The sequence below is a fragment of the Bradyrhizobium sp. AZCC 1678 genome (assembly GCF_036924765.1).
Taxonomy (GTDB): Bacteria; Pseudomonadota; Alphaproteobacteria; order Rhizobiales; family Xanthobacteraceae; genus Bradyrhizobium; species Bradyrhizobium algeriense.
This window is the reverse complement of record NZ_JAZHSE010000001.1, coordinates 3,655,739-3,673,058: the sequence shown is the minus strand read 5'-3', so window position 1 is coordinate 3,673,058 and position 17,320 is coordinate 3,655,739. Positions and strand designations below refer to the sequence as shown.

Here is a 17,320-nt window from a genome sequence, read left to right as displayed (position 1 = left end):
ATATGTCTATACATATTCCCGTGTTAGTGTTCTGTCCACCCGGTTTGGAAACATGTCCACTCTGCATTTCGGATCAGCACTACTCCCCTCCGGCTGGGCTGACGATGTGCAGGTGGTTGTTGCCGATGGAACCATCACGCAGGTGACGGCCGGCACGGCGCCGGGAGCCGACGATGAGCGCCATCAATTGGCCATCCCGGGAATAGCGAGCCTGCATAGTCACGCGTTCCAGCGCGGCATGGCCGGCCTCGCCGAAACACGCGGCAACACGGCGGATACGTTCTGGACATGGCGCGAGACGATGTATCGTTTCGCGCTGGAAATGACCCCCGAAGACACGGAAGCTGTCGCAACGCTGCTCTACGTCGAGATGCTCGAGCAGGGCTATACGCGCGTCGGGGAATTCCATTATCTCCATCACGACCACGATGGCACGCCCTATGCCAATCCTGCCGAAATGGCGACGCGAATTGCGCGAGCCGCCGAGGTCACCGGCATCGGACTCACGCTGCTGCCGAGTTTCTACGCGCACGGCTCCTTTGGTGGCGCCGCACCGCATGCCGGCCAGCGCCGCTTCATCTGCTCGATCGACCAGTTCGCCAAGCTGATTGCCGCGACGGAGGTGGCCGTTCGCGAATTACCCGGGGCCAATGTCGGTATCGCTCCACACAGCCTGCGCGCCGTGACGCCGGACGAATTGACGGCAATCATACCGGCGGCCGAAGGCAGGCCGGTTCATATCCACGCGGCCGAACAGATCAGGGAAGTCGAGGAATGCATCGCCTGGTCGGGCCGGCGGCCGGTTGAGTGGCTGCTCGAACATGCGCCCGTCGATCGGCGCTGGTGTCTGATCCATGCGACCCACACCACCGCGACCGAGATCGCCGCGCTTGCCAGGAGCGGCGCCGTCGCAGGCCTCTGCCCGATTACCGAAGCAAGCCTCGGCGACGGCATTTTTCCGACGCGTGAATTCCTCGACGCGGGCGGCCGGTTCGGCGTCGGCACAGACTCCAATGTCCTGGTCGGCGTGGCCGACGAATTGCGTCAGCTCGAATATGGCCAGCGGCTAAAGCACCGGGAGCGCAATGTGTTGTCCGGCGGTCCCGGCATTTCGACCGGTCGGGCGCTATTCGACGCTGCGATGGCCGGCGGCGCCCAGGCGCTCGCGCAGCCGATCGTCGGACTCCAGCCGGGTGCACGCGCCGATATCGTGACCCTCGACACCACGCATCCCTCGCTCGCCGGGCGCAGCAGGGATACCGTACTCGACGGCTGGATTTTTGCAGCGGGCTCGGGTGCCGTCGCATGTGTGTGGGCGGGCGGAAACAAGGTCGTCGAGGGTGGACACCACCGGCTCCGCCAGAAAGCGCGCGACGCATTCAACTCGACCGTACGAAGGCTCGTAGCATGAGCCTCTCGATCGATCGCGACACCGCCGACAAGCCGACGCTGTACAAGCAGATCCGGCTCGACATCGAGCGCCGCATCCTGACCGGCGAATGGCCGCCGGGTCATCGCATCCCGTTCGAGCACCAACTGATGACGCGCTATGGCTGCTCGCGAATGACTGTCAGCAAGGCGCTGTCAGAACTGGCGCAAGCCGATCTCATCGAGCGGCGGCGGCGGGCCGGTACGTTTGTGCGCCGTCCCAAATTCCTGTCAGCAGTCCTGACGATTCCAGACATTCGCGCGGAGATTACCGCGCTCGGCCGCAGCTATGGCTATCAGTTGATCCGAAGCTCGCGCCGGGCGGCAAACGCCACCGACCGTGAACGCCTTGGAGTACGGAAAACCGGCAAGGTGATCGCGATCTCGTGCCGCCACAGCGCCGATGGCGTGCCGTTCGCGATCGAGGACAGGCTGATCGATCTCGATGCGGTGCCCGAAGCCGCCACGGCGGATTTTGCGATCGAGCCGCCCGGCACGTGGCTGCTCCACCATGTCCCCTGGACGGAGGCCGAACATTCGATCAGCGCGATCGTGGCTGACGAGCAGACCGCAACGGCGCTGGACATTGCGATCGGCGCGCCCTGCCTCGTGATCGACCGGCACACCTGGCGCAGCGCACGGACGCTGACCGCCGTGCGCCTCGTCTATCCCGGCGAGTCCCACAAACTGGTTGCCCGCTTCAAGGGCGGCTGAGAGGGATATCAATGCAAAATAAAGTCCGGCACAATTTATGCAACAGTTCATGCAGCAGTAGGACGAACAGGACGCAATCCATAAACCGACAGAGGGAAGACAATCATGCTTAGTTATAGAGTATTCGCCGCAACCGCCGCTCTGCTGGTGTCCGCGCCAGCCGTCGCACAAGACGTCAAGCTCGCCATCGGCATTTCGGGATGGACCGGTTTTGCGCCGCTTACGCTTGCAAGCCAGGCCGGCATCTTCAAGAAGAACGGCCTCGATGTGACGATCAAGAAGATCCCGCAGAAGGACCGCCATCTGGCTGTTGCATCGGGCGACATCCAGTGCGCGGCGACCACGGTCGAAACCTGGATTTCCTGGAATGCCAACGGTGTTGCGACCAAGCAGATCTTCCAGCTCGACAAGAGCTACGGCGCCGATGGCATGGCCACGCGAAACGATGTCGCGTCGATCAAGGATCTGAAGGGCAAGACGGTCGCCGCGTCCGCGCCCGGCACCGCACCCTATTTCACGCTGGCCTGGATGCTCAAGAAGAACGGCCTCTCGGTCAAGGACGTGACCGTGGTGAACCTGGAGCCGGCTGCAGCCGCGCAGGCATTCGTGGCCGGTCAGAACGATGCAGCCATGACGTATGAGCCCTACCTCTCGACCGTGCGGGCGGCACCCGACAAGGGCAAGATCATCGCCACCACGCTCGACTACCCGATGATCATGGACACGTTCGGCTGCACGCCGAAATTCCTGACCGAAAATCCGAAAGCCGCGCAAGCGCTGGCCGACAGCTATTTCGAGGCGGTTGCCCTGATTGAAAAAGACCAGGCAAAATCCTACGAGATCATGGGCTCCGACGTGAAGCAGTCCGGCGAGCAGTTCGGCAACTCGGCAAAATATCTGCGCTGGCAGGACAAGGCCGCAAACCAGAAGTTCTTCGCGGGCGAGTTCCAGGCCTTCACCAAGGAAGCCGCAGACCTGTTGCTCGAGATCGGCATCATCAAATCGATTCCGAAAATCGACGACCTCGTTGACACGAGCTTCATCAAGTAGGTTCGTTCAGCGCCGCGCTGGTCCCGCATCCACACATGTGGATGCGGGGCTGTCCGCGATCAGCGCACCGCTTTGAGGAACACGCCCTGTGATGCGTCCCCTGGATCCCGTGACGTCGAAGCAACGCGCAGCCTATGGCTTTGCGTTCTTCGTCCTGTTCGTTGCCCTGTGGGCATGGGCAACTTTTGGTGGCTACGTGTCGAAAACGTTTCTTGCGAACCCGCTGACCATGCTGCAGGAGGGCTTTGAACTCCTGACCAAGCACGGCTTCCTGTTCGACATCGGCATGACGATCTGGCGGGTCATTGGCGGCTTCGTGCTGGCGGCCGTCATCGCGGTGCCGCTCGGCGTTCTGATGGGCGCCTACAAACCGATCGAGGCCTTCCTCGAGCCGTTCGTCTCGTTCGCCCGTTACCTGCCCGCCTCGGCTTTCATCCCGCTGCTGATCCTGTGGGCGGGCATCGGCGAACTGCAGAAGCTGCTGGTCATTTTCATCGGCGCGGTGTTCCAGATTATCCTGATGATTGCCGTGAATGTCGGGAATACGCGGCGCGACCTCGTTGAAGCCGCCTACACGCTGGGCGCCGGCGACAGCGGTATCATCCGCCGCGTGCTGCTGCCCTCGTCTGCCCCCGAGATCGCGGAAATCCTTCGGCTCGTCCTCGGCTGGGCGTGGACCTACGTCATCGTCGCCGAGTTGATCGGTTCATCGTCGGGCATCGGCCACATGATCACCGACAGCCAGGCGCTGCTCAACACCGGCCAGATCATCTTCGGCATCATCGTCATCGGCCTGATCGGCCTCGTCTCGGACTTCCTGTTCAAGGCCTTCAACGCCTGGCTGTTTCCGTGGAGATTAGCGTGACCACGCTGAAGATCGATCAGGTCTCACGCATTTTCCCCGCGCGACAGGGCAATGCGCCGACGCGGGCGCTGGAACCGACCAATCTCAGCGTCGGCAACAACGATTTCGTCACCATCCTCGGCCCGTCCGGTTGCGGAAAATCCACGCTGCTACGGATCATCGCAGGCCTTGACCGGCCGACCAGCGGCCGCGTCATTCTGGACGGCCACGAGGTCACGGGCCCCGGCGCCGATCGCGGCATGGTGTTTCAATCCTACACGCTGTTCCCGTGGTTGACCGTGCGAGAAAACATCGCGTTCGGCCTGCGCGAGCGCGGGATATCTGAGGCGGATCGCGGCAGGATCGCCGATGGATTCATCCACCGGGTCGGCTTGTCCGGCTTTGAGAATCACTGGCCGAAGCAACTCTCAGGCGGCATGCAGCAACGCACGGCGATCGCCCGCGCGCTTGCCAACGATCCCAAGATCCTGCTGCTCGACGAACCGTTCGGGGCGCTGGATAATCAAACCCGCGTGCTGATGCAGGAAATGCTGCTCGGCATCTGGGAGCGCGAGCAGAAGACCGTGCTGTTCGTCACCCATGATATCGAGGAGGCGATTTTCCTCGGCAGCCGCGTCATCGTCATGAGCGCCCGCCCCGGTCGCATCAAGGCCGAGATCGCGATCGATCTACCCCACCCGCGATCCTACAAGATCAAAACCGCGCCTGAATTCGTCGCGCTGAAGGAACGGCTCGTCGAGGAAATCCGGGCCGAGGCATTGAAGGTTGCGGTTGATGCCTAAATGGCCGCGCGCGTGTCGACGAGTGTATTGAAGACCGATCTCTGCTTCAGCGATCAGATTGCATTACAGCCGCGGCGCGGGTTGCCAGGATCGCAGCGACGCCTGGCCGCTTCCTGCAGCGGCCAGGCGCCGGATCTTTCTCGCGGTCACTTCCTGACGGCGAACACCCACACGACGCCGCCCTGCGGCACGTTATTCTCCAGGCCGGGGACCTTGCCCACCAATGCATCCTGGATGCGCTGCGCGTCGACGCCCCAGCCCGACTGGACGGCGACATACTGCGTGCCGTCCACCTCATAGGCGATCGGCATGCCCATGATGCCGGAGTTGGTCTTTTGCTCCCACAGCAGTTCGCCGGTCTTGGCATGGAAGGCGCGGAACATCCGGTCATTGGTGCCGCCGACAAGGATGAGGTCGCCCGCGGTAGCGGTCACCGAACCGAACAGATGTGACTTGGGAAAATTATGTGACCAGGCTTTCTTGCCCGTGGCCGGATCCCACGCCTGCAGTTCGCCAAAGTGGGTAGCGCCGGGACGAGGCGTCAAGCCGATATCCTCGGGCTTGGTCCCGAGCCAGAGCTGGCCGGCAACCAGCGGCACTTTCTCGCCGGTGAAGCCGCCGCAGAAATTCTCGTTGGCCGGAACGTAGACCAATCCGGTTTTCTGACTATACGCCGCCGACGGCCAATCCTTGCCGCCCCATAACGAAGGACAGAATTCGACCCGCTTGCCAATAACCGGCTTGCGAGCCGGGTCGACAATCGGCTTGCCACTCTCGGGCTCAATGCCTTTCCAGACGTCGGTATGAACAAAAGGCCAGCCGGCCACATATTTGATGCTGTCCGGCTTGCGCTCCAGTATCCAGAAAATCGCGTTGCGTCCCGGATGGATCAGACTCTTGATGGTGCGGCCATCCCTTTGCAGGTCGACCAGCATGGGTGCGTCCACTTCGTCCCAATCCCAGGAATCGTTTTGATGGTACTGGAAGTAAGTTTTCATCTTGCCGCTATCGGGATCGAGCGCGAGCACTGAACTTGTGTAAAGATTGTCGCCGGGGTGAGTGTCGCCCGGCCAGGGTGCGGCGTTGCCGGTGCCCCAATAGACTGTCTTGGTGTCTGGATCGTAGTTGCCTGTCATCCAGGCAGATCCGCCGCCCGTTTTCCAGTCGTCACCTTTCCACGTTTCGTTACCTGGCTCACCCGTGCCGGGAATGGTGAAGGTCCGCCACAGCTCCTTGCCGGTGTTGGCATCGAAGGCAACGACGTAACCGCGCACGCCCAACTCGCCACCGGAACCGCCGACGATCACCTTCCCGTCGACAACCAGAGGCATCAGCGTCAAATACTGACCCTTCTTGTAGTCCTGGACTTTGGTATCCCAGACCACTTTTCCTGTCTTGGCATCCAGCGCGACCACGTGGTCGTCCGTCGTAGCCAGATATAGTTTATCTTGCCACAGTCCCACGCCGCGGTTGGTCGGGTGCAATTGGAAGAGGTCGTCGGGAAGCTGGCGTTTGTATCGCCAGTACTCGTCGCCGGTCTTGGCGTTGAGCGCGATCGCCTGCCCCATCGGCGTTGCGACGAACATCACGCCATTGTTGATGATCGGTGGCGCCTCGTGTCCCTCGACCACACCGGTCGAGAACGTCCACACCGGCACCAGGTTTTTCACGTTCGAGGTGTTGATCTGGTCGAGCGGGCTGTACCCTTGGCCGTCATAGGTCCGGCGATAATGCATCCAGTTGCCGGGTTCGGGATTCTTGAGTCGCTCGGCCGTCACCGGGCTGTAGTTCTCGATCGGGCCGGCGGCAGCGATCGAAACGAGGCATGTGGACGCGAACAAACCCGACAAAAGCCATTGCTTCAAGGCCATAAGGCAACCTCCCCTTTGTTTTCATCTCACGAATTCTGTTTTTTGTACTTGTCGTGGATCGACAGCGGCCCGCCGTCACCTGGCTTGTTGCGCACCTACCTTTCCAACAAATGTTGCGGCCACCGTCAGCGGACCGTCGCCTGCCGCCAGCGGAAGCGCCGGCAGGCGCCGGGGCGCCGGCCCAAACACAACTTGCGCGCTTTGCCTGGGGTCAAATTCCGAATTATGGCAAACGCATTTGAACACGTCCTTGTCGCCGCCTACCGCCTTCACCCATGCCGTGATCGGACAGCCCGTGTGGACGCAGATTGCCGAATAGGCCACGACGCCGCCGGCAGCGCGCGAGCGCGTCTCTTCGTCCAGCTCGGCCGGGTCTAGCCTTACGACGAGCACCTCGTTCAGGCGCGAGCCCTTGCGGACAACCGATGTCTTGGGATCCTTTGGCCAGGCCCGCACCGGCGGTCCACCGGCTTTCAGATCCTGCGGCTTGATCACCTCGCCCGCCTGGTCCCCTTCGGCGAAAACCAGAACGTCGGCTTTCTGGGGTCGCTCGTTGCTGCCCGGCGAATCTTCCTCGGCAATGGAGGACTTGGGCGACGCGAGGCAGGCCCCGGTGGCGAGAGCCGTCAGGATGAGCGCGCGCCGCGTCGGATCCTGACACATCGCTGTCGCGAGTTCCGCGTCTGTGCTTGTGATCGATGTTGTGGGCTGATCGGATTTGCACATCACGCAAACTGATGGAGGGAGTCGGTCAAAAAAATGGCGACCGACAAATTTGTCTTTCGCGCAATTCCCCTTCCGGTTGCATCGCCGATTCCAGGAAAAGCCAGCAATAGTAAGCGTCCATTGCATTTCATGCGATCATCACTGCAGCTTGCCTCCTCATGCATATTTCGCAGAACAGCTCAGCCTTCCGCAGTGTGCGGTGCGTTATCGCGCGTGCGGTCAAGATCGAGAATTGCAGGAGTCGTCGTGAAGCGTTCGGCGAACGCCGGTGTCCGTGGCGTGCAATGGTAAAGACCGTGCAGCGCCGGGCGACGTGGAAGAGACGAATCCCTGCATCGTGTGTCATGACAACGATGTTCAAGTTTAACGAAAATTTGTTTTGCTGTGTCGCTGCGTCAGCGTTACTGACCAAATGCAATTCTTTGCCGATGCCCCGCTTTCGCCAAACATGCGGACGCAAATGGAGAACACCTTGCGGCGGCGATCCGCCAAGCGCGACCTACTGAACAACAGCCAATAATAATGATCAGGAGGATGGCTCAAAGAAATCCCAGCCAGATAGCAAGGAATTTCGAAGCGCCGGCATTGAGCGGTCAGCCGTAACGTTTTTCGCTCAGGTCGGAGCTACCATCAGCAGCTTACGAAGAGCGAGAATCGATCATGATTACTTTGAAGATCAACGGCCAGCAAAAGAACTGGGACGGCGATCCCGATCTTCCACTGCTCTGGTTTCTCCGGGATGAAGCCGGATTGACCGGTACGAAATACGGCTGTGGCCAGGCGCTTTGCGGCGCCTGCACCGTGATCGTCGGCAAGCAGGCAATACGCGCCTGCATCACCTCGGTTTCCGACGTGGTCGATCGGGAGGTCACAACGATCGAAGGCCTTCATCCGACGGGCGATCACGCGGTTCAGAAGGCCTGGCGCCAACTCAACGTCCCGCAATGCGGTTTTTGCCAGGTCGGCCAGATCATGCAGGCGGCCGCGCTGCTGATCGAAAACCCGAAACCGACGCACGATCAGATACGCGAGGCGATGGCGGGCAATATCTGCCGCTGCGGCTGTTACCAGCGCATCGAGAACGCGGTCCACCTCGCCTCGACGGGGGTCTGACCATGAACATTCTCACCAATCCCAAGAAGCTCCGTGGCTTTGAGCGATACGTCAAAGTCGACAACGTTTCACGCCGCAGCATCCTCAAGGGCCTCGGGCTGGCCGGCGGCTTCGTTTTGGCCGCCCCCGTAATGTCGCGCCCCGGCCTTGCCGCCTACCAGACCGGCGCCGACAAGATGCCGCACGGCACCGTGGTGGACCCGCGCGTGTTCGTCGCGATCGCACCGGACGGCATTGTCACGATCGTCGCCCATCGCGCCGAGATGGGAACCGGCGTCCGCACCAGCCTGCCGATGATCGTGGCCGAAGAGATGGAGGCCGACTGGTCGCGCGTTCGCATCCAGCAGGCGCATGGCGACGAGGTCAAATTCGGCAACCAGGACACCGATGGATCGCGCAGCACGCGTCACTACCTGATGCCGATGCGTCAGATCGGCGCTTCGGCCCGCACGATGCTCGAGCAGGCCGCGGCGAAACGCTGGGGCGTGCCGGCAATGGAGGTGAAGGCGGTCAATCACGAGGTCGTCCACAGTGCCAGCGGACGCCGCATCGGCTTTGGCGATCTGGCAGCCGATGCCGCCAAGCAGCCGGTGCCGAGCGTCGAAGGCCTGAAGCTGAAAGACCCAAAGGACTTCCGCTATCTGGGCAAAGGCCAGATCAGCATGGTCGATCTCCGCGACATCACGGTAGGCACCGCGCGTTACGGCGCCGACGTCCGCCTGCCCGGCATGAAATACGCCGTTATTGCACGGCCGCCGGTGACCGGGGGCAAGGTCGCGTCGTTTGACGGGGCGGCGGCGATGAAAGTTTCCGGCGTCGAGAAGGTCATGGAAGTGAAGGGCTGGCCGTGGCCCTCAAAATTCCAGCCGCTCGGCGGCGTTGCAGTGATCGCACGCAACACCGGCGCGGCGATCAAGGGCCGCGACGCCCTGAAGATCGTCTGGGACGACGGCGCCAACGGCAAATACGAATCGGTCGCCTACCGGACCCAACTGGAGGAAGCCGCACGGAAGCCCGGCCTGGTCGTACGCAAGGAGGGTGATGTGGAAGCCGCCCTGAAGGGCGCCGACAAGGTGATCGTGGGTGAATACTATCTGCCGCATCTCGCCCATGTCGCCATGGAGCCGCCGGTTGCAGTCGCGGACGTCAAAGGCGACAAGGCGGAGATCTGGGGACCGGTGCAAAGCGCGGGCGGAACGCGCGAGGACGTCGCCAAAACGCTTGGCATTCCCGAGGAGAATGTCACCGTCAACGTCACCCTGCTCGGCGGCGGTTTCGGGCGCAAGTCGAAGTGCGATTACGCCATCGAAGCCGCCCTGCTTTCAAAGGAGCTCGGCGCCCCCGTAAAGGTGCAATGGACGCGGGAAGACGACGTTCGCAACGGCTTCCTGCATACCGTCTCGGTGGAACGCATCGAGGCCGGCCTCGACAAGAGCGGCAAGGTGACGGCCTGGCGCCATCGCAGCGTCGCGCCGAGCATCGCCTCGACCTTTGCCGCCAATACGGTGCATCAGGCGCCGTTTGAACTCGGCATGGGGCTTGTCGACATGCCCTTCGAGATCGCCAACGTCCAGTGCGAGAATCCGGAAGCGGCGGCGCATACCCGCATCGGCTGGTTCCGCTCGGTATCGAACATTCCGCGCGCCTTCGCGGTGCAGTCGATGGTCGCCGAAATAGCTAAAGCTACCAACCGCGATCCCAAGGACATGCTGCTGGAGCTGATCGGTTCGCCCCGGATCGTCAAGCTCGATTCGGTGAAAGACCTCTGGAACTACGGCGAGCCTTATGAGAGCTATCCGATCGATACCGCGCGTCTTCGCAAGGTCGTCGAGCTGGTCGCGGACAAGGGCGGCTGGGGCCGGTCCGTCCCCAAGGGACACGGGCTCGGCATTGCCGCGCACCGCAGCTTCGTCAGCTATATCGCGACGATCGTCGAGGTGGCCGTTGACGACAAGGGCAAGCTCACCGTGCCGCGGGTCGATACCGCCATAGATTGCGGAACCTACGTCAATCCGGAGCGGATCCAGTCGCAGATCGAGGGCGCCGCGATCATGGGCATGAGCCTCGTCAAACATGGCGCGATCACCTTCAAGGACGGCAAGGTGCAACAGGGCAATTTCGACGACTTCCCGGTAATCCGGATCGACGAGTCCCCGGCCGTCACGAACGTCTACATCGTACCCGCCGGCTCCGACACGCCGCCGAGCGGCGTCGGCGAGCCGGGTGTGCCGCCCTTTGCGCCGGCGCTGATCAACGCGATCTTCGCCGCGACCGGCAAGCGCATCCGCGCACTGCCGATCGGCAAGCAGTTGGAGGCGTAAGGGGAACGCTAGACCGAGCGGACCGTTTTCCTTGATCTGAGAGGAGTTCAGATCGATGAAACCCAACGTAACGGCGCTCGCGGTGTCGCTACTGTCGAGCGTGCTTCTATTGAACGCTCAGGCGGCGACCGCTCAAACGATGTCGCCACCGAGCACAACCGCAACACGGCCGGCGACGACAGCGCCGGGGCAAACCTCCATGCCAAACGAAAACCCGCCGGCCAGCACAACTCAGACCACCGGCGAAGCCAGTCGCGACCCCGTCGTGAAGAAAATGAACGAGAACGAAAAGCAGAAGGTCGAGACCAAAGGCAAGTAGCGCCAGCACCGGAAACCACGAGCAACGAAGGGCGGCGGCGCAGATTCGCCGGCCGCCCGTTTTCTGATCTCTGGTCAATACCGAGCTGGCGCAATGCCTACCGATCGCGAACACCCAAACGACGCCGCCGTGCGGCACGTTGTCCTCGACACCTACACTATTGTGGTCGCCAACGCATCGTAGATGCGTTGCCCGTTAACGCCTACGCCAAATCCGGCTGCGCTGCAGCGCCCGCCAGCAATGCAACTTGATATAGCCGGTTTTCACAGTCACTAATTCAGCAATGGCGGCTGATCGACTACGGTCGCCCGCTATCGATTGGCACGACGGCCATCCGCTCGGTCGCTGCAAACCCGTTCACTATCCGATGAGGTCCACCGTGATGCGCCTGCCATTGACCATGCTTGCCGTTGCCCTGATTGCCGTCCCTGCGTATGCAAGCGAACTGACCGGGACACTCCAGAAAGTCAGGGAGAGCAACAAGATCATCCTCGGCATCCAGGAAGCCTCGGTGCCCTTCAGCTATCTGGACGGCAACCAGAAGGCAATCGGGTACGCCGTCGACATCTGCATGAAAATCGTGGACGCGGCTAAGCACGAACTCAACCTCTCCAACGTGACCGTTGAAACGCTGCCGGTGACGTCGTCCAACCGCATTCCGCTCATGATGAATGGCACCGTCGATCTCGTCTGCTCTTCCACCACCAACAATGCGGAACGGCAGCGCCAGGTGGCGTTCACTAATTCACATTTTCTGTCGGCGACGCGGTTTGCCGCACGGAAGGCCGACAACATCGGCACGATCGACCAGTTGAAGGGCAAGCCGGTCGTTGCGATATCGGGCTCGACCAACATGGTGCAGTTCAACCAGGCCAACGCCGCGCGTAATCTCGGCGTCACGCCGCTGGCGGCAAAGGATCAGGCGGAAGCCTTTCTCATGCTGGAGACCGGCCGCGCCGCCGCCTACGTCCTCGATGACGTGCAGCTTGCCGTCGCGATCGCAAGGTCGAAAGACCCGTCTGCCTACATCATCAGCGACGAAGCCTTCTCGAAAGCCGAACCCTACGGGATCATGCTGCGCAAGGACGATGCGCCCTTCAAGGCCGTGGCAGACCGTGTAACTGCCGACCTTTACCGCGGCCCGGAGATCGAGGCGATTTACAAAAAGTGGTTCGAATCGCCGGTCCCGGCCAACGGTCTCAATTTCAAGACTCCGATGACGGCGGTACTGCGCAGCGCATTTGCGCATCCGTCGGATAGTCCGGACCCCGCAAGCTACGAGCGCTGAGGGCCTACCGCAGCAAGCCGCCATCAGCCCTTCCTGAGGCTTCGCACGGCCCTGCTCTCGCCTTTCAGCCGGCGGACGTCACGCCGCCAGAATCTTCTCGGGCACCGCCGCCGGCAAATTCTGGCTCTCGGCAACTGCGCGGTTGGTGATCTGACCGCGATGCACGTTGAGCCCGGCGCGCAGATGCGGATCCTCGATCAGGGCGCGGATGCCCTTCCCGGCCAGCGCAAGGCCGAACGGCAGCGTGGCATTGTTGAGCGCGTGGCTCGACGTGACAGGCACGGCGCCCGGCATGTTGGCAACACAATAATGCACGATCTCGTCGACCAGATAGGTCGGCGCCTGATGGGTCGTCGGCCGCGACGTCTCGAAGCAGCCCCCTTGATCGATCGCGACATCGACCAGCACGGCGCGGCGCTTCATGCGGGCGAGATGCGCGCGGGTGACGAGTTTCGGCGCGCTGGCGCCCGGCACCAGCACAGCGCCAATGACGACGTCCGCGCCGGTCACCTCCTCCTCGATCGCTTCCAGCGTCGCGTAGCGTGTGCGAACGCGCCCGAGGAACATCTCGTCGAGGACACGAAGGCGCGGCAGCGAGCGGTCGAGGATGACGATGTCGGCACCGAGACCTGCAGCCATCCGCGCGGCGTGCGTACCGACCACGCCGCCGCCGATCACGGCGATCCTGCTCGGCGCAACACCGGGCACCCCGCCGATCAGCTTGCCCATGCCGTCCGCCGACTTTCGCAACGCGGCGCCCGCCGCCTCGATCGCCAGCCGCCCCGCCACCTCGCTCATCGGCGCCAGCAGCGGAAGTCCGCCATGGGCGTCGGTCACCGTCTCGTAGGCGATCGCGGTGCAGCCGGATGCCAGGAGCCCTTTGGTCTGCGCCGTATCCGGCGCCAGGTGCAAATAGGTGAAGAGGATTTGATCCTCGCGAAGCTGGCACCACTCCGTCGGCTGCGGCTCCTTGACCTTGACCACCATGTCGGCGGTCGCGAAGATTTCCGCTGCCGTGTCCACGATCGCAGCGCCAGCCGAACGGTAGATTTCGTCGCCGGCGCCAATGCCGAGCCCGGCGCCCTGCTCGACGATCACGTCATGTCCTTGCATCACATATTCCCGCACCGAGGCTGGCGTCAGGCCGACGCGATATTCCTCGACCTTGATCTCCCTGGGCACACCGATCCGCATCGCCTTGCTCCTGCATTGGAAGCTGCTGTCCGATGCCAGGAACCTACCTGTGAACGAGAAGCGCTTCTCTGCGAATTGCGGCTTGTCGGAAGGAATTCGCGCAGATATCCTGCGCGTTGTGTGCAAATATTAGGGAATTACGGCGTGACTGAGCTAGATCGTATTGATCTGCGGATTCTGACTGAATTGCTCTCCGATGCAAGGGCAAGCCAGATCGAACTCGCCGAAAAGGTCGGCCTGTCGCCAACCGCCTGCGCGCGTCGCATTCGTCAGCTCGAGGAAGCCGGCATCATTCGCGGCTATCGAGCCGATCTCGAACCGACTGCGCTCGGGCTCGTCACAACGGTTGTCGTCACCATCACGCTGGAAAAACAGAGCGAGGAATATCTCGCCGCGTTCGAAGCAGCGATCGCCCGTTGTCCCGACGTGGTGTCCTGTCACCTGATGTCGGGCAGCGATGACTATCATCTGCAGGTGATCGCGCGCGACATCGCGGACTTCGAGCGCATCCACAAGCAGCATCTGTCGCGGATGCCCGGCGTCGCGCGTATCCATTCGAGCTTTGCGATGCGCGAAGTGGTTCGCAGGGCGATCCCTGAAACGGCGTTACAGCGTTAGCTTCGTCTGTCGCAGTTGACTCGGCATCCAGAGAAGGCGGACGCTAACCCGCCTCGGCGGATTTTCCGCCCTTCCCGAACACACGACTCGCCAGCACGTCCGACGCCTCGATCGACCTGATATCATCCACCGTCAGGAAATGATCGAGATCTGCGACGAGGCGATTGGCCTGGCGCAGCCGCAAACGGTCCAATGCGTTGCGGATCGAGCGCGCGTTGGAGAACAGCGGCTGGTTCTTGCGCAATGCGATGTAGCGAACGAATTCCGCGCGCGCATCCTGTGTGAAGCGATAGTTCATGTCGCGCAGCATCAGCTCTGCGATGGCGAGCAATTCATCGTCGGCATAGTCCGGAAAGTCGATGTGGTGCGCGATCCGCGAACGGAAGCCGGGATTACTGGCGAAAAACTTGTCCATGCGGTCGCCGTAGCCGGCGAGAATCACGACCAGATCCTCACGCTGCGTTTCCATCACCTGCAGCAGGATCTCGATCGCCTCCTGGCCGTAGTCGCGCTCGTTGTCGGGCCGGTGCAGATAATAAGCCTCGTCAATGAACAGCACGCCGCCCATCGCCTTCTTCAGGATCTCCTTGGTCTTCGGCGCGGTGTGGCCGATATATTGTCCGACCAGTTCGTCGCGCGTGACCGACACCACCTGGCCGCGGCGCACGAAACCGAGCCTGTGCAGGATACTGGCGATCCGCAGCGCCACCGTCGTCTTTCCGGTTCCGGGATTTCCCGTAAACGACATGTGCAGCGTCGGCGCGCCCGACGCCAGTCCCATGCGCTTGCGGATCCGTTCAATCAGCAGCAGCGACGCAATCTCGCGGATACGCGTCTTTACCGGCTTCAAGCCAATCAGTTCGCGGTCAAGCTGCGAGAGGATTTCCTCGATGCCGACGGCCTCGAGTTCATCGCGCAGATTAACCGCATCAGTCATTGGGGTGGTATCCACGTCCATCTGCTAACCTCAATGCGCTGCACGCGTCGCTTCGGAAAAGACTCCGTCGCCGCTTCCGCGGCGACGGAGCAGTGCATCCGGCAGACGCAGGCACGTTCAGGGAGAACTCGTCCGCCGGATCGAACGCGTGCCTAACCGTACCGCCGGCCCTCAGGACGATCGGCGGCATATGATCTGGTCGTGTAGCGAATATTGCGCCCGGCCATTTCATGCCGCTCGAGGCGGAAGCCGGGCTCCTCCTTTGGCCGGTTGACGATGAAGGACAGCCGCACCGATTCCCAGCCGTGACTGGAATCGAACGCCGACAGGCGTATGTAGCGCTCGCCATACACCTTGCGGCATTCATTCAGCTCCATCATCACGCCGGCGGCGTCGCGGAGATCGAACATCGGCAATCCCCACATTTCCCAGAAATTGTTGCGGGGGTGCGGGTCGTCGGTGAATTCGATGTTCACCGCCCAGCCCTGCTCCAGGCAATACTGGACCTGGCGGGAAATCTGCTCGTCGGTGAGATCGGGCAGGAACGAAAAGCAGCCTTGGGTAATACGCATGATTTCCACTCCTCACATTGCGACCGAAGGCGTGGGGACGTAGTCCGGCATGTCGGTCGATTCATAGTTGAAGGTGACGTCCTTCCAGACCTCGAGCGCCGCTTTCAACGGCGTGCAGGTCTCTGCCGCCCTGGCCAGAATCTCCGGGCCTTCGTGCAGATAGTCGCGGCCCTCATTGCGGGCGAGGATCATCGCTTCCAGCGCCACGCGGTTGGCGGTCGCGCCGGCCTGAATGCCCATGGGATGGCCGATGGTACCGCCGCCGAACTGCAGGATCACGTCTTCGCCGAGATGATCGAGCAATTGGTGCATCTGCCCGGCATGGATGCCGCCCGACGCCACCGGCATCAGCTTGTTGAGGCTCGCCCAATGCTGGTCGAAGAACACGCCGTGCTCCAGCCGCGCCGGGTTATAGTCCTCGCGGCAGATGTCGTAATAGCCGCGCGTGGTCGCGGGATCGCCCTCCAACTTGCCGACCACGGTGCCGGCATGGATGTGGTCGACGCCCGCAAGCCGCATCCATTTCGCAATGACGCGGAACGAGACGCCGTGGCTGCGCTGTCTCGTATAGGTCGAATGCCCTGCCCGGTGCAGATGCAGGATCATGTCGTTGCGGCGGGCCCATTTGGCCATCGACTGGATCGCGGTGTAGCCGATCACGAGATCGATCATGATGATGACCGAGCCGAGTTCCTTGGCGAATTCGGCGCGCTCGTACATGTCCTCCATGGTGCCCGCGGTGACGTTGAGATAGGTGCCCTTGATCTCGCCGGACGCGGCCTGCGCCTTGTTGACGGCCTCCATGCAATAGAGGAACCGCTCCCGCCAGTGCATGAAGGGCTGCGAGTTGATATTCTCGTCATCCTTGGTGAAGTCGAGCCCGCCCTTCAGCGCTTCATAGACCACGCGTCCGTAGTTGCGCCCCGAGAGGCCAAGCTTCGGCTTCACGGTGGCGCCGAGCAGCGGCCGGCCGAACTTGTCCATCCGCTCGCGCTCGACCACGATGCCGGTCGCCGGTCCCTGGAAGGTCTTCACGTAAGCCACCGGCAACCGCATGTCTTCGAGCCGCAGCGCCTTCAGCGGCTTGAAGCCGAACACGTTGCCGATGATCGAGGCCGACAGATTGGCGATCGATCCCGACTCGAACAAATCGAGGTCATAGGCGATATAGGCGAAATACTGTCCCGGCGAGTTCGGCACGGGGTCGACCCGGAAGCATTTGGCGCGGTATTTCTCCGCCGCGGTCAGCCGGTCGGTCCACACCACCGTCCAGGTCGCGGTCGAGGATTCGCCGGCCACCGCTGCGGAGGCTTCGACCGGATCGACGCCGTCCTGCGGCGTCACCCGGAACAGCGCGATGATGTCGGTGTCCTTTGGCTGATAGTCGGGCTCCCAATAACCCATTTTCTTGTATTCGAGGACGCCGGACTTGTAGCGATCCTTGCCGCGAACGGTCATCGAGTGCATGTTCATGTTGCTCTCCTCAGGTGGTGTGCGGCGACTGGTCGGGATCGAGGCGGTC

Annotated in this window: 16 protein-coding genes; 10 read left to right on the top strand and 6 right to left on the bottom strand. The window is 62.1% G+C overall.

Going from position 1 to position 17,320, the window contains the following annotated elements; genetic code table 11:
• The first annotated feature begins 52 nt into the window (after positions 1–52).
• From V1294_RS17360 to V1294_RS17340, 5 genes are all read left to right on the top strand, one after another.
• Complete coding sequence (locus V1294_RS17360; protein ID WP_334498816.1) at positions 53–1,411, top strand: formimidoylglutamate deiminase; 1,359 nt, start codon at positions 53–55, stop codon at positions 1,409–1,411.
• Positions 1,408–2,142, top strand: a complete 735-nt coding sequence (gene hutC, locus V1294_RS17355; protein ID WP_334498814.1) for a histidine utilization repressor — start codon at positions 1,408–1,410, stop codon at positions 2,140–2,142. The genes V1294_RS17360 and hutC overlap by 4 nt, the downstream gene beginning before the upstream one ends.
• A gap of 105 nt (positions 2,143–2,247) precedes the next feature.
• Entirely contained in the window at positions 2,248–3,192 is a 945-nt protein-coding gene (locus V1294_RS17350) for an ABC transporter substrate-binding protein (protein WP_334498812.1), read from the top strand.
• A gap of 91 nt (positions 3,193–3,283) precedes the next feature.
• Positions 3,284–4,057 (top strand): ABC transporter permease, encoded by a 774-nt coding sequence (locus V1294_RS17345; protein WP_334504693.1) that lies wholly within the window; start codon positions 3,284–3,286, stop codon positions 4,055–4,057.
• On the top strand, positions 4,054–4,839 hold the full coding sequence (locus V1294_RS17340; RefSeq protein WP_334498810.1) for an ABC transporter ATP-binding protein: 786 nt from the start codon (positions 4,054–4,056) through the stop codon (positions 4,837–4,839). The genes V1294_RS17345 and V1294_RS17340 overlap by 4 nt, the downstream gene beginning before the upstream one ends.
• 146 nt (positions 4,840–4,985) lie before the next feature.
• Here V1294_RS17340 and V1294_RS17335 read toward each other — a convergent pair whose 3' ends face one another.
• Both V1294_RS17335 and V1294_RS17330 read right to left on the bottom strand, forming a co-directional pair.
• Positions 4,986–6,710 carry a methanol/ethanol family PQQ-dependent dehydrogenase gene (locus V1294_RS17335; RefSeq protein ID WP_334498808.1) on the bottom strand — a complete coding sequence of 575 codons (1,725 nt, stop codon included), beginning with the start codon at positions 6,708–6,710 and terminating at the stop codon, positions 4,986–4,988.
• Between the two features lie 75 nt (positions 6,711–6,785).
• Positions 6,786–7,373 carry a QcrA and Rieske domain-containing protein gene (locus V1294_RS17330; RefSeq protein ID WP_334504691.1) on the bottom strand — a complete coding sequence of 196 codons (588 nt, stop codon included), beginning with the start codon at positions 7,371–7,373 and terminating at the stop codon, positions 6,786–6,788.
• Positions 7,374–8,096: 723 nt separating this feature from the next.
• On the opposite strand from V1294_RS17330, the gene V1294_RS17325 reads away from it, so the two are divergent.
• From V1294_RS17325 to V1294_RS17310, 4 genes are all read left to right on the top strand, one after another.
• On the top strand, positions 8,097–8,549 hold the full coding sequence (locus V1294_RS17325; protein ID WP_334498806.1) for a (2Fe-2S)-binding protein: 453 nt from the start codon (positions 8,097–8,099) through the stop codon (positions 8,547–8,549).
• Positions 8,550–8,551: 2 nt separating this feature from the next.
• Complete coding sequence (locus tag V1294_RS17320) at positions 8,552–10,870, top strand: xanthine dehydrogenase family protein molybdopterin-binding subunit (protein ID WP_334498804.1); 2,319 nt, start codon at positions 8,552–8,554, stop codon at positions 10,868–10,870.
• A 55-nt stretch (positions 10,871–10,925) separates the two neighbouring features.
• Positions 10,926–11,189 (top strand): hypothetical protein, encoded by a 264-nt coding sequence (locus V1294_RS17315; RefSeq protein WP_334498802.1) that lies wholly within the window; start codon positions 10,926–10,928, stop codon positions 11,187–11,189.
• A 382-nt stretch (positions 11,190–11,571) separates the two neighbouring features.
• Positions 11,572–12,477, top strand: coding sequence for an amino acid ABC transporter substrate-binding protein (locus tag V1294_RS17310; RefSeq protein ID WP_334498800.1), 906 nt, complete (start codon positions 11,572–11,574; stop codon positions 12,475–12,477).
• A gap of 78 nt (positions 12,478–12,555) precedes the next feature.
• Here V1294_RS17310 and ald read toward each other — a convergent pair whose 3' ends face one another.
• Entirely contained in the window at positions 12,556–13,671 is a 1,116-nt protein-coding gene (gene ald / locus V1294_RS17305; RefSeq protein ID WP_334498798.1) for an alanine dehydrogenase, read from the bottom strand.
• A gap of 144 nt (positions 13,672–13,815) precedes the next feature.
• Here ald and V1294_RS17300 point away from each other — a divergent pair, with 144 nt between their 5' ends.
• Entirely contained in the window at positions 13,816–14,289 is a 474-nt protein-coding gene (locus V1294_RS17300) for an Lrp/AsnC family transcriptional regulator (RefSeq protein ID WP_334481866.1), read from the top strand.
• Between the two features lie 43 nt (positions 14,290–14,332).
• Here V1294_RS17300 and cbbX read toward each other — a convergent pair whose 3' ends face one another.
• The 3 genes from cbbX to V1294_RS17285 form a co-directional block, all read right to left on the bottom strand.
• Positions 14,333–15,226, bottom strand: coding sequence for a CbbX protein (gene cbbX, locus V1294_RS17295; protein WP_334498796.1), 894 nt, complete (start codon positions 15,224–15,226; stop codon positions 14,333–14,335).
• A gap of 152 nt (positions 15,227–15,378) precedes the next feature.
• Positions 15,379–15,798: a ribulose bisphosphate carboxylase small subunit gene (locus tag V1294_RS17290; protein ID WP_334498792.1), complete on the bottom strand. Its 420-nt coding sequence runs from the start codon at positions 15,796–15,798 to the stop codon at positions 15,379–15,381.
• Between the two features lie 12 nt (positions 15,799–15,810).
• On the bottom strand, positions 15,811–17,271 hold the full coding sequence (locus V1294_RS17285; protein WP_334489768.1) for a form I ribulose bisphosphate carboxylase large subunit: 1,461 nt from the start codon (positions 17,269–17,271) through the stop codon (positions 15,811–15,813).
• Positions 17,272–17,320 lie beyond the last annotated feature (49 nt).

Excerpts from the sequence above, each read along its gene's own strand:
- V1294_RS17360 (WP_334498816.1), top strand. The coding sequence starts at position 53 with ATGTCCACTCTGCATTTCGGATCAGCACTACTCCCCTCCGGCTGGGCT.
- hutC (WP_334498814.1), top strand. The coding sequence starts at position 1,408 with ATGAGCCTCTCGATCGATCGCGACACCGCCGACAAGCCGACGCTGTAC.
- V1294_RS17350 (WP_334498812.1), top strand. The coding sequence starts at position 2,248 with ATGCTTAGTTATAGAGTATTCGCCGCAACCGCCGCTCTGCTGGTGTCC.
- V1294_RS17345 (WP_334504693.1), top strand. The coding sequence starts at position 3,284 with ATGCGTCCCCTGGATCCCGTGACGTCGAAGCAACGCGCAGCCTATGGC.
- V1294_RS17335 (WP_334498808.1), bottom strand. The coding sequence starts at position 6,710 with ATGGCCTTGAAGCAATGGCTTTTGTCGGGTTTGTTCGCGTCCACATGC.
- V1294_RS17330 (WP_334504691.1), bottom strand. The coding sequence starts at position 7,373 with ATGTGTCAGGATCCGACGCGGCGCGCGCTCATCCTGACGGCTCTCGCC.
- V1294_RS17325 (WP_334498806.1), top strand. The coding sequence starts at position 8,097 with ATGATTACTTTGAAGATCAACGGCCAGCAAAAGAACTGGGACGGCGAT.
- V1294_RS17320 (WP_334498804.1), top strand. The coding sequence starts at position 8,552 with ATGAACATTCTCACCAATCCCAAGAAGCTCCGTGGCTTTGAGCGATAC.
- V1294_RS17315 (WP_334498802.1), top strand. The coding sequence starts at position 10,926 with ATGAAACCCAACGTAACGGCGCTCGCGGTGTCGCTACTGTCGAGCGTG.
- V1294_RS17310 (WP_334498800.1), top strand. The coding sequence starts at position 11,572 with ATGCGCCTGCCATTGACCATGCTTGCCGTTGCCCTGATTGCCGTCCCT.
- ald (WP_334498798.1), bottom strand. The coding sequence starts at position 13,671 with ATGCGGATCGGTGTGCCCAGGGAGATCAAGGTCGAGGAATATCGCGTC.
- cbbX (WP_334498796.1), bottom strand. The coding sequence starts at position 15,226 with ATGACTGATGCGGTTAATCTGCGCGATGAACTCGAGGCCGTCGGCATC.
- V1294_RS17290 (WP_334498792.1), bottom strand. The coding sequence starts at position 15,798 with ATGCGTATTACCCAAGGCTGCTTTTCGTTCCTGCCCGATCTCACCGAC.
- V1294_RS17285 (WP_334489768.1), bottom strand. The coding sequence starts at position 17,271 with ATGAACATGCACTCGATGACCGTTCGCGGCAAGGATCGCTACAAGTCC.